11 protein-coding genes are annotated in these 11,347 nt (G+C 70.1%); all 11 read right to left on the reverse strand.

Annotated elements, in window-relative coordinates:
- Window position 1: 1 nt before the first annotated feature.
- The 11 genes from ABZ717_RS07370 to ABZ717_RS07420 all read right to left on the reverse strand — a co-directional run bounded on the left by ABZ717_RS07370 (window position 2) and on the right by ABZ717_RS07420 (window position 11,316).
- Window positions 2–625: a hypothetical protein gene (locus ABZ717_RS07370; RefSeq protein WP_358506913.1), complete on the reverse strand. Its 624-nt coding sequence runs from the start codon at window positions 623–625 to the stop codon at window positions 2–4.
- Window positions 626–702: 77 nt separating this feature from the next.
- Window positions 703–2,358 (reverse strand): cation acetate symporter, encoded by a 1,656-nt coding sequence (locus tag ABZ717_RS07375; RefSeq protein WP_358506914.1) that lies wholly within the window; start codon window positions 2,356–2,358, stop codon window positions 703–705.
- Complete coding sequence (locus ABZ717_RS07380; protein WP_358506916.1) at window positions 2,355–2,780, reverse strand: hypothetical protein; 426 nt, start codon at window positions 2,778–2,780, stop codon at window positions 2,355–2,357. The genes ABZ717_RS07375 and ABZ717_RS07380 overlap by 4 nt, the downstream gene beginning before the upstream one ends.
- Window positions 2,781–3,569 (reverse strand): LytTR family DNA-binding domain-containing protein, encoded by a 789-nt coding sequence (locus tag ABZ717_RS07385; RefSeq protein WP_358506918.1) that lies wholly within the window; start codon window positions 3,567–3,569, stop codon window positions 2,781–2,783.
- Window positions 3,566–4,582 (reverse strand): histidine kinase, encoded by a 1,017-nt coding sequence (locus tag ABZ717_RS07390; protein ID WP_358506919.1) that lies wholly within the window; start codon window positions 4,580–4,582, stop codon window positions 3,566–3,568. The genes ABZ717_RS07385 and ABZ717_RS07390 overlap by 4 nt, the downstream gene beginning before the upstream one ends.
- A gap of 270 nt (window positions 4,583–4,852) precedes the next feature.
- Window positions 4,853–6,550: a cation acetate symporter gene (locus ABZ717_RS07395; RefSeq protein WP_358506921.1), complete on the reverse strand. Its 1,698-nt coding sequence runs from the start codon at window positions 6,548–6,550 to the stop codon at window positions 4,853–4,855.
- Entirely contained in the window at window positions 6,547–6,954 is a 408-nt protein-coding gene (locus ABZ717_RS07400; RefSeq protein WP_358506923.1) for a DUF485 domain-containing protein, read from the reverse strand. The genes ABZ717_RS07395 and ABZ717_RS07400 overlap by 4 nt, the downstream gene beginning before the upstream one ends.
- Before the next feature lie 355 nt (window positions 6,955–7,309).
- The gene (locus ABZ717_RS07405) at window positions 7,310–8,116 is read right to left on the reverse strand and encodes an HAD family hydrolase (protein WP_358506925.1); all 807 of its coding nucleotides are present in this window, start codon (window positions 8,114–8,116) and stop codon (window positions 7,310–7,312) included.
- 67 nt (window positions 8,117–8,183) lie between these two features.
- Window positions 8,184–9,077 carry an STM4011 family radical SAM protein gene (locus ABZ717_RS07410; RefSeq protein ID WP_358507058.1) on the reverse strand — a complete coding sequence of 298 codons (894 nt, stop codon included), beginning with the start codon at window positions 9,075–9,077 and terminating at the stop codon, window positions 8,184–8,186.
- A gap of 44 nt (window positions 9,078–9,121) precedes the next feature.
- Entirely contained in the window at window positions 9,122–10,456 is a 1,335-nt protein-coding gene (locus tag ABZ717_RS07415) for an STM4012 family radical SAM protein (RefSeq protein WP_358507060.1), read from the reverse strand.
- A gap of 11 nt (window positions 10,457–10,467) precedes the next feature.
- On the reverse strand, window positions 10,468–11,316 hold the full coding sequence (locus ABZ717_RS07420) for an STM4013/SEN3800 family hydrolase (protein WP_358507062.1): 849 nt from the start codon (window positions 11,314–11,316) through the stop codon (window positions 10,468–10,470).
- Between the last annotated feature and the right edge of the window lie 31 nt (window positions 11,317–11,347).

The following is an 11,347-nucleotide window of genomic DNA, read 5'->3' on the forward strand; positions in this document are numbered from 1 at the left end:
CTTACCTTTGCCGGGTGGCGCCGGCGCGGCCGGCACCGGCGGCGGCGACGGCGCCCACCACGGCGATGAGGACCATGGTGCGCATCGGTGTGAAGACCCCGGACGCGGCGTCGGCGGTGGTTCGGTCGGCGGCGACGAGGGGTTCCTGATGGGCGGTCTCGACCACTCGGGCCGCCTCCGCCGGTGTGCGGGGCTCCGCGGGTTCGGCGGGTTCGGGCGCCGGTGGTGTCTCGGGGGCGGGACTCTCGGGCTCGGGCGATCGCGGTGCGGCCGGTTCCGCGGTGGCCGGCGTCGGTGTCGGCGCGGTCGTGGTTTCGGGGACGGGAACCTCGGGGACGAGCCGGCCCGGTTCGGGCACGGGCTCGGGCAGGAAGGCCGGCGGTGACAGCGGGCAGTCGCCCGGACCGATCACGACCGTCACCTCACCCGCGCACACGATCACCCGGTCCGGGCCGGACTCCACATAGGTGTCGGGGGTGTCCACACGGACGTCCTGGGGCCCGGCCGTGACACTCGTGTCGGGGGGCGGGGCGTACCCGGACTCGTCGGCCTGGGCCGCCGCGCAGGAGCACAGCACGACTCCGGCGGCGAACAGGAAGGGAAACGCACGCGGCGGGCGAGGCACGCTACTCCTCGTTGCTGATTATGGACACGGGGTAATCGTACTCCGCCGGGTCCCCTCCCGTCCCGCGAACGGGGTGGTCAGGGGGAGTGCAGGCGCAGGACCGCGTGTTCGGCCCATTCCGGGGGCCGGGTGAAACGTGAGACGACCATCATCGTCAGGAACGCCAAGGGGATGGTCCAAGCCGCCGGTTGGGCCAACAACACGGTCCCCCACCCCGGGAGCGTGGGCAGCAGGATCGACCACCCCACCGCCCCGGTGGCGGTGGCCCCGCCCACGATCAGTCCGGCGGCGGCGCCCGGCAGGGTCAGCCGGCGCCACCAGATCCCCAACACCAGCAGGGGACAGAAGGTGGACGCGGCGACGGTGAACGCCCACACCACCAGTGCGTTGATGTCGATCATCTGCGCGGGCAGCGCCAACAGGACGGACACGCAGGCGCCGATCACCACGGCCAGCCGCAGGCGGGGCACACTGCCTTGGAAGAGGTCGTGCGACAGCCCGCCGGCCAGGGCCAGTAACAGCCCGGAGGAAGTGGACAGGAAGGCGCCGAAGGCACCCGCGGCGACCATCGCCGTCAGGAGGGTCCCCACCGAGCCCGGGACCGCCTGTGCCGGCAGCACGACCGTCACGGTGTCGGTGCCCTGCAACATCACCAGCTGTGGGGTGAGCACGCGGCCCAACAGCCCGTACACGGTGGGGAACAGGTAGAACAGCCCCAGCAGCGCGATCACGCCCACGGCCACCCGGCGGGCGATCCGCGCGGTAGGACTGGTGTGGAAACGCATGATCACGTGCGGCAGACCCATACAACCCAGGGTGATGGCGAGCAGCGTCGACCAGGTCTCGAACAGTGGGTAGCCGCCCACGTCCAGCAGGGGCGTGCTCCACCGTTCACCGCCCAGCTCCGGCAGACCCTCGGGGTGCGGGATGGTGGCGCCCTCCGGGAACACGTACTCCGTGCCCTGCTCCACGGAGTGCCCTCCCGCGGCGAGCTCCAACTCCTCGCCGTCGGCGGTGACCACGGTGACCGGTTCGTCCAACGTGAACTCGGTACCGATGGTGAACTCCACCGGCGTGGCCTGTGGGAAGTGCGTACCCCATTCGGGGTGCAGCGCCTCGGAGCGGGTGTCGGCACCGGCGTGCACCACCAGGTAGATCGCCGGCACCGCCAGGAACGTCAACTTGATGATGTAGTGGAAGGCCTGCACGTAGGTGGCCGAACGCATGCCGCCCGCCGCGATGGAACCACTCACCACCAACCCGGCCAGCAGCACCCCGACCCAGTAGGGGGTTCCGCTGACCAGGCTCAACACCACCCCGGCCCCCTTGAACTGGGGGACCAGGTACAGCAGCATGATGATCAGCACCACGCAGCCGCACAGCTTCCGCAGACGGGGCGCGCCCAGCCGGTACTCGGCGAAGTCCGGCACGGTGAAGGCGCCCGAACGTCGCATCGGTCCGGCCACCAGCGCGACCACGGCCACGTACCCGGCGGTGAACCCCGCCGCGTACCACATGGTGCCCAACCCGTTCTTGAGCAGCAGTCCGGCCAGGCCGAGCACGGAGGCGGCGGACAGGTACTCACCGGCGATCGCCAGGGCGTTCCAGTTCGGCGACACCCGCCGTGAGGCGACCAGGAAGTCGGAGGTGGACCGCGCGGCCCGCACCCCGTAGATCCCGATGACCAGGCTCGCGACGAGCACCAGGCCGATGGCCAGGACGGCGGAGGTCATGAGGTCCCGTCATCGAGAGGGGGCGGTTCGTCGTCACGGGGCGACCGGTCGACGGCCCCGTCCCGAGCGACGGCCTCGGCCCGGTCCTCCAGACGTTCGGCCGACCGCACGTGCCACAGCGCCAGGCCGAACAACGACGGGTAGATCGCCACGGTCAGCAGCAGCCAGGAGATCGGTACCTCCATCACCCGGAGGTCTCCGAGCGAGGGGAACAGGGAGAAGGCGCCGCTCAGCCCGAACAGCACCAGCCCCAGCAACGTCACGGTGCGCACGGCCTTGCGTCGCTGCGCGCGGAACAGCGCTCGGGCGGCCTCGGTGTCCACTGGTTCGGGTACCGGCTGCAGGTGCTGCACCGGCCGGTTGCCCCTGGCCAACGCGATCCTCGTCTGCGGGCTGGTGAGCTTCTCACGGCGTGGACTCAACTACTGCTCCTTGGCCGTCCCCGGGCGCCCGGTCGCCGAACGGCCGAGCTGGTCGCGCTTGGCCGCCTCCAAGAGTTGGGCGCGCAGATGGCGTCCGTGGCGGCGACTCACGGGCACGTCCCCGGCCGGGGTCCCGGCCACCAGACCGGAGGAGGAGGTCACCCGAAGGTCCCGGACCCAGGGGATGGCGATGAGGAAGCCCCGGTGCACCCGGACGAACCCGGCCGAGGCCCACACCTCCTCCAGGTACGACAGCGACAGCCGGATCAGGTGGGTGCCCTCGGCGGTGTGCAACCGCACGTAGTCACCTTGGGCCTCCACGAACTGCACGTCGTCGCGCTTGACGAACACGGTGCGCCGGCCGGTGTCGATCTGCACCACGTGCAGATCCTCCGCCGGGGAGGAGGTGGCGTTGGAGTCGCGCAGTTGCGCGATCCGGCCCACGGCCTCGGCCAGGCGCTCGGGACGGATCGGTTTGAGCAGGTAGTCCACCGCGCCGATCCCGAACGCCTCCACGGCGTGCGCCTCCGACGCGGTCACGAACACGATCGACGGCGGCTCCGACATCACGCTCAGCACCCGGGCCACGTCCATACCGTCCAACCCGGGCATGAGGATGTCGAGGAAGGCGGCGTCGATGTTGGTCGTACCCAACAGCCGCACCGCCGAGGCCCCGTTCGAGGCCACCAGGACCTCCGACACCTCGGTCATGTCGCCCAGGAGCGAGGCCATCTCCTGGCGGGTGGACGCCTCGTCCTCCACCACCAGCACACGGAGTTCGGGGTTCATCGCACGACCACCCCGGGTGCGAACCTCGGTACGCGCACGGTCACCTTCGTTCCCTCCCCCAGTGCGGTTTCGATCATCAGACCGTACTCCGGTCCGTAGACCGCTCGCAGCCGCTGGTCCACGTTGGCCAGACCGACGCTACGGGCCTCGGGCCCGGTGCCCGCGAGGAGGGCGCGTGCCAGTTCCGGGTGCATGCCCACCCCGTCGTCCTCGATCTCGATGACGCAGAGCGGACCCTCACCGAAACCGGACACGCTGATGTGACCACGTCCCTCCTTGCGTTCCAGTCCGTGCCGGATCGCGTTCTCCACGATCGGTTGCACCACCAGGAACGGGATGGCGATCGGCAACACCTCGGGCGCCATCCGCACGGTGATGTCCAACCGGTCGTGGAAACGGGCGCGCTGTAGTTCGAGGTAGGTCTGCGTGGCCTCCAACTCGTCGGAGACCGTGGCGTAGTCGCCCTTGTCGGAGAACCCGTACCGCAGGTAGTCGGCGAAGTCCGACAGCAGTTGGCGGGACCGGTCGGGGTCGGTGCGTACCAACGCCGCGATCACGGCGAGGGAGTTGTGCATGAAGTGCGGGGAGATCTGGGCGCGCAGGGTACGCAGATCGGCGGCGGCGATCCGGGCCCGGGCCCGGCGCAGCGCCGCGTGGTCCAGGCTGTCCGAGACCAGCGCCGCGGCCGCCTCGACGTCCGACTCCACCGGTTCGCCGATGGCCACCAACGCGCCGGCGAGTTCGTCGGCCACGTGCAGCGGGACCGCGCAGACCGAGGTGCCGTCCGCCAGGCGGGTACGGGCACTGCCGCCGTACTCGAAGACCTGGGCCAGGACGGCCTCGATCTCCTCGGGCCCGGGACGGACCCCGCTCGCGGTGACCGGCCCGTCCAGGTCGGCCAGCAGGACACCCTCCACGGAGAGGATCCGACGCAGCCTTCTTGCGGCCGCGCCCACGCTGCGACCATGCAACCCGTCCTGGAGGTCGACTCCCAGGGCGTGGACCTGGCGCATCAACTCGACGCTCGCCCGACGATCCGAAGAGGAGGGGCGCCGGGAGGGGGAAAGCCACGACAGCCACCGATACGACACGCACCGATCTTATCCCCGCATAGTGTGTCAACGGTCACGTTGAAGGGGCGCCTTTCCGAATTCACGTGGAATGGCCCGCCACCCCCGGGAGGAGGGGTGACGGGCCGGAACGCACGGTACGCGGTCGGGAGATGGCCACGTTCCGTGCGTGGCCCCCGTAAGCGGCTGATCGGGGACCAGGGGAGAGGCCTACTAGTGGTCGACGGCCTTCTCGGAGCCCGCACCGGTGAGGGCACGAACCTGGAGCATCGCGAACTTGTCGAAGTCCTGCTCCTTGGACATGTACGTGCCGACGATGGCGCACAGGAGGCTGATCGGCACCGACACCAGGGCCGGGTTGGGCAGCGGGAACCAGGCGAAGTCCACGTTCGGCATGAGCGCGGTCTCCGAACCGGACACCACCGGGGAGAAGAACACCAGACCGACGGCGCTGATCAGACCACCGTAGATACCGGCCAGGGCGCCGGAGGTGTTGAAGCGCTTCCAGAACAGGCTCAGCAGCAGGGTCGGCAGGTTGGCCGAGGCCGCCATCGCGAACGCCAGCGAGACCAGGAAGGCCACGTTGAGGTTCTGCGCGAAGATCGCCAGAACGATCGCCACCACGCCGACGCCGATGGCGGCGAAGCGGGCGACCCTGACCTCTTCGGCGCCGGTGGCCTTGCCCTTGCGCAGGACCGAGTTGTAGAAGTCGTGTGCCAGCGAGGACGACGAGGCGATGACCAGACCCGCGACGGTCGACAGGATCGCCGCGAACGCGGCCGACGCGATGACCGCCAGCAGGATCGCACCGGCCATCTCGCCGCCGATGCGCTCACCCACGACGGTGGCCAACTGAGGTGCCGCCGTGTTACCGGCCGCGTCCTGGGCCGTGATGGCCTCGTGTCCGACCAGGGCGGCGGCGCCGAAGCCCAGCACCAGGGTCATGACGTAGAAGGTGCCGATGAGGCCGATGCCCCAGTTGACGGACTTGCGGGCGCTCTGCGAGTCGGGAACGGTGTAGAAGCGGATGAGGATGTGCGGCAGACCCGCGGTGCCCAGGACCAACGCCAGTCCGAGGCTGATCAGGTCCAGCTTGTTCCACAGGGTCTGGATCGGGTCGCCGGCGACCTCGACCCCGTAGCGCAGGCCGGGCTCCAGGAACCCGGCCGCGTTACCGTCCGCCGCCGCCTGGCTGGAGTTGGCGGCGTCGGTCATCAGGGCGCCGAGGTTGAAGCCGTACAGCGAGAGGGTCAAAAGCGTGAGCAGCGCGGCGCCGGCCATCAGGATGACGGCCTTGACGATCTGCACCCAGGTGGTGCCCTTCATGCCGCCGAAGGCCACGTAGATGGTCATCAACAGACCGATGACGACGATGCCGACGATCTTCGCGGTCGGCGCGTCCATGCCGAGGAAGGTCTGACCCTCCTGGATGCCCAGGAGCAGGGCGATCAGGGCGCCCGCGCCGACCATCTGCGCGAGAAGGTAGAAGATCGACACGACGACGGTCGAGATCGCGGCGGCCGTCCGCACGGGGCGCTGCTGCATGCGGTAGGAGAGAACGTCGCCCATGGTGTAGCGGCCGGAGTTGCGCAGCAGCTCGGCGACCAGCAGCAGGGCCACCAGCCAGGCGACGAGGAAACCGATGGAGTAGAGGAAACCGTCGTAGCCGAACAGGGCGATCATGCCGGCGATGCCCAGGAACGACGCGGCGGACATGTAGTCACTGCCGATCGCGAGGCCGTTCTGCAACGGAGAGAAACCGCGACCGCCGGAGTGGAAGTCGGTGGCCGAACGGGTGTTGCGGCTGGCCCAGATCGTGATGCCGATCGTGGCCGCCACCATCAGGCCGAAGAGGACCAGGGTGACCAGACGGCTGCTGTCACTCATGGCCGCTTCCTGTGCGAGGATCATCGGCCCGCCTCCTGGTCGTTGCCGCCGTTGGCGCCGTTCTGAAGCTCGGTGCGCAGCTCGGTGGCGCGCGTGTCGAAGTTCCGGTTCGCGTACCTCGTGTAGAGGATCGCGATGCCGAAGGTCGAGACGAACTGGAGGATCCCGAAGACCAGTGCGACGTTGACGCCGCCGAACAGTTCGATGCCCATCACGCCGCGGCCGAAGGCGGACATCAGCACGTAGAGCAGGTACCAGGCCATGAAGGCGATACTCATCGGGAAGATGAAGCGGTACAGCCGGTGCTTCAGGTCGATGAACCGTGGATCCGCGTGCATGGTCACGTAGGCGGAATCCTTGATGGGCTCGTCTCCACCCCCGTTCTCGGGTGGGGGAGCCGGGTCCTGCGCGGGCCTGTCGGTTGCCATGGTGTCGGTACCTCCGGGGGGATGGGCGGGACGGTGACGCTGGTCAGGACACATCTCAAAGGTGTGACCTGCGTTACTCGGCACTGTAAGGAGCGACACCCCACATTGAGCAGGGGGCGCGCCCGGGCGCGCGCCGAACGCGGGTGCGAAGCGTCGAGCGGTCGCCCACCGTGCGGTGAACGGTCGCCATCCACGACGAACGGTCGCCGGGTGGTCGTGTCCAGGGTCGTTGGGACTCGTCTTCCGGGATGATCGGCCCCCTCACCCCGCAGGATCCCCGTGCGCACGGCCGTCGAACCGACGTGGCCCCGGCGGACGCTCCGCCGGGGCCACGGTCGTTTCGGCCGGTGGTTCCTCACTCTCGCAACAGTTGCTCCACCACACGTCCCACGCCGTCCTCGTGGCTGGGCGGGGCCACCAGCAGCCCCAGTTCCGGGTCGAGCAGTTCGGGGTGGCCGCTGCGCATCGCGTAGCCGGCGCCGGCCCAGGTGAGCGAGGACCGGTCGTTGGGCATGTCGCCGAAGGCCACGACCTCCTCGCGGGAGACCCCCCATTCCTCGCAGAGCAGTGCCAAAGTGCTGCCCTTGTTCACCCCGGTCGCGCTCACCTCGACCAACCCGGACGAACCGGAGTAGGTCACCTCCGCCAGGGGGCCGATGGACTCGGAGGCGGCGTCGAGCATCAGGTGCACGGGCATGGCGGTGGACCGGGCGAGGAGTTTGGTGACGGGGTTCGCGGCCGCCAGCAGGGCGTCGGTGTCCTCCAACACCTCGGTCACCCAGTCCCGGGGCATCCAGGACTCCAGCGTGTAGTCGGCGTCGTGGTAGAAGCCGACGCCGGTCTCCACCGCGAACCCGACCTCGGGCAGAGCGCCCCGGAGCTTGTCCACGAGGGTTCCGGAGGTGTCGCGGTCGATCGCCCTGACCAGTGGTTCGCGGCCGGGCACCTGGGCGTGGGCACCATTGCCGCAGACCACCGCGGCGCACTCGAACAGTTCGGCGATGGCGGCGGTGTCGCGGGGTGGTCGGGCGGTCACGATGACCACCCGGATTCCGGCGTCGACGGCGTCGTTCAGAGCCCTGAGGTTGCGTTCGGAGACCTCACCTGATCGGCCCAGGAGGGTGCCGTCGAGGTCGGTGGCGATGACACGGGGAAGGACCATGGGACGAATTATGGTCGTCCCCGGTGACGGTTTCGAAGGGGGCGTCGGTACTTCTCACGTGGATGTGTCAGGAGCCGCGGATCGCCGGGATCCGCTCGACCACCCCGCCCCGGAACACGTCGTACAGGTCCAGGGACTCCAGGTGGACGTAGCCGATGTGGCAGTCGCAGGTGGTCAGCGGGCAACCCGAGGGCCCGAGTCGTTCGCGGAAGGACCCGTCGTAGAGGTTGCCCAGGGGGAGGTCCACGAAGTGACAGCGCCGCACGTTTCCGTCCCCGTCAACGGACAGCACACTCTCACCGGTGCGACAGGGAAGGTCACGGCTGGGATGGGGCAGCCGACTGTAGTGGAAGTGCGGGTCGATCCGCTGCCAGGTCGCGGCTTCGGCGTCGGTGTAGGAACGTCCCTCGGCCGCGTTCACCCACAGGTACACCTCGTCGGGCAGGGCGGCGCGCATCCGAGTGGCCGCCTCCACGTGCTCGGGCAGCCCCACCACGCCGACGCTGAACCGCACCCCGAGGTCGATGAGCTCGCGAGCCTTGGCCAGGAACCGCTCGTGGGCGACCTCACCGGGGTGGTAGGTGGTCCACAGCGCCGCCGAGTCGAGGTCGCAGTCGGCGAGCCAGCCCAGGCGTCCGCCCAGGTTGGTCTGGATCGCGACCCGGTCCACGTGCGGCAGTCGGCTGAGCCGGACGATCGCCCGCCGGTACCAGGACCGGACCAGACCCTCGCCCCACGGGGTGAACAGCACCGAGATCCGGGTCCCGGGATCGTGCTCGGCGCGTTCGGCCACCCAGTCGGTGAAACGCTCCAGCGCCGCCCGGTCCACTCGCAGGGTGTCGGGGGAGTCCCGACGCTTGGCGAACGGGCAGTACGGGCAGTCGTAGTCGCAGCTGGCCAGCGGGCCCCGGTAGAGCAGGGTCAGGTGAGCGGGCAGGGCGGCGCGCGCGGGGGGACCCATGGTCGGGTCCGGGAGCGGCACGGCGGAGTCGGACGGCACCGGCCTCACCCCGCCTCGTACTCGGCCATGAGCCGGTTCACCCGTGCCGAGAACAGGTCCGGTCCGATCGAGTCGGAGTGGGCCAGCCCCTCCTCGGTGAGCCGGATCGTCGCGGCGTCGACGGAGTCCTCCCCGGCGACCAGCCACCCGCGCGCGGCCAGCGCGCCGAATTCCTCGGCGAGATCCGCCACCGGGTGGCCGCCGAACCGTTCGGCGTAGGCCCGCGCGTCCAGGCCCTCCACCCGCAACAGCGACTGCAGGACGTGGCGGCGCCGACGTTCCTCCTCGTCCAGGTGGAATCCCACCTCGGCACGGGCGAAGTCCCCGGCGTCGCGCCCCACGTAGTCCTCGATGATCGACCGCACCTTGCCCACGCCCACCGCGTAGTCGAACGAGTAATGGGTGCCCGAGGTGTAGGAGCGCGCCCCGCAGCCCAGCCCCACCATGCCGTCGGTCTGGCAGCAGTGGTCGGGGGCGGTCGTCTCGGCGGCGTCGGCCCGTCGGAACATGCGCATAGACACCTGCTCGTAGCCGTGCTCGCGCAGGTGGTCGCGGCCCCGCCGATACAGGGACAGCCGGTGGTCGTCCCACTCTCGGGCACGACGGCCCAACCCGGTCAGCGGCCGCACGTACAGCGGGTACAGGTAGACCTCCTCCGGCGACCAGGACAGCGCCGTGTCCAACGAGTACCGCCAGGTGTCCGGGGTCTGCCGCTCGATGCCGTAGATAAGGTCGACGTTGAGGTCGGCGTCGGTGCACGCCCGGATGTCGGCCAGGGCGCGGTCCACCTCCGCGCGTTTTTGCGGCCGTCCGGCGGCGTGCGCCTCACTGTCGATGAAGCTCTGCACCCCCATGCTGATCCGGGTGGCGCCGCGCTCGGCCAACACCGCCAGCCGATCCGGGGTCGCGGTGGCGGGCGAGGTCTCCACCGAGGTGGGGATCGCGGTCAGATCCACGCCCAGGGTGCGTTCGAGCAGGTCGTAGACGCGGACCAGTTCCGTGGCGGTCAGGTAGGTGGGGGTGCCTCCGCCCAGGGCCGCGCGGGCGAACGACGCGTCCTCGGGCAGACAGGAGGCGACCACGTCGGCCTGCCGCTCAAGGGCGTCGAGGAAGGCGGTCACCTGCTCGGCCGGGGGAGTGGAGCGGGTGAACAGGTTGCAGAACCCGCACCGCATCTCGCAGAACGGGATGTGCGCGTACAGCGACAGCGCGCTCACGTCCTCGCCCCGCCACAGGTCGGCCAGGTGGGGCCGGTCGTCGAAGGGGCGGTAGGCGGTCTTGTGCGGGTAGGCGTACACGTACGAGCGGTACGGGGAGTCCGCGCGCACGGGTTCGGTCATGGGGACGAGGCTCACGCCTTCTCCTTCTTCTCGTCGGGTGCCGGGGCCTCGGAACGGTAGCCGTGCGGCAGGACCGCGTGGGTGTAGGGAACGGTCCACACGACCTCGTGACCGATCCGGTGCCCGTTATGGCCGTCCTCGCCGTAGGCGGTGCCGTGGTCGGAGCACACGATCGCGAAGCAGGGGCGCCGGGCACTCATGGCCGCCAACAACGGTGGCAGGTGCCGGTCCACGTACTCCAGCGCGGCCGCGTGGCTGGCGCGGGTGTCCCCGGCCTCCCGGGTCGCACCGGGCAGGTGGAACCAGTTGGGCTGGTGCAGGGCGGCCACGTTCAACAGCAGGAACAGGGGGCGGTCGGCGGGGACGTCCTCGCTGATCCGCACGGCGCGTTCGACCTGGTTCTCGAAGGAGTGGGGGTCGGCGACCCCGAACGACTCCTCCCAGTGGCTCTCGGCGAACAGGTCCGGCAGCACCGACCCCAGCGCCGACCGACGGTTGAAGAAGCCCGTGCCGCCCACGCAAGCGGTGTGATAGCCCTCGGCCGCCAGCCCGGAGGCCAGATCGGCGGTCTCGAACGTCCAGGTGCCGGGGGCGGTGGACACGCTGCCGGGGAACGACGCCGCGAACAGGCGCGGATGGGGCCCGGGCGAGGCGGGGGTGGGCAGGAACCCGGACAGCATCGCCAGGTGGGAGGCGTAGGTGAAGCTCCCCGGCGCGTGCCGCTCCTGCCAACCGCCCGCGGGCAGCAACCGGGCCAGGTGGGGCGTGCGCCCGGCTGCGGCGAGTTCGACCGCCACGTCGTATCGCAGCGTGTCCAGGGTGAGCAGCAGGAGGTCGTGCGTGCCCACCACGGTGTTCATGTCCGGGGTGGCTCCCGGCAGGGGCGGCCCG

Origin of the sequence: Nocardiopsis sp. NPDC006832 (assembly GCF_040635885.1) — a bacterium.
Classification (GTDB): Bacteria; Actinomycetota; Actinomycetes; order Streptosporangiales; family Streptosporangiaceae; genus Nocardiopsis.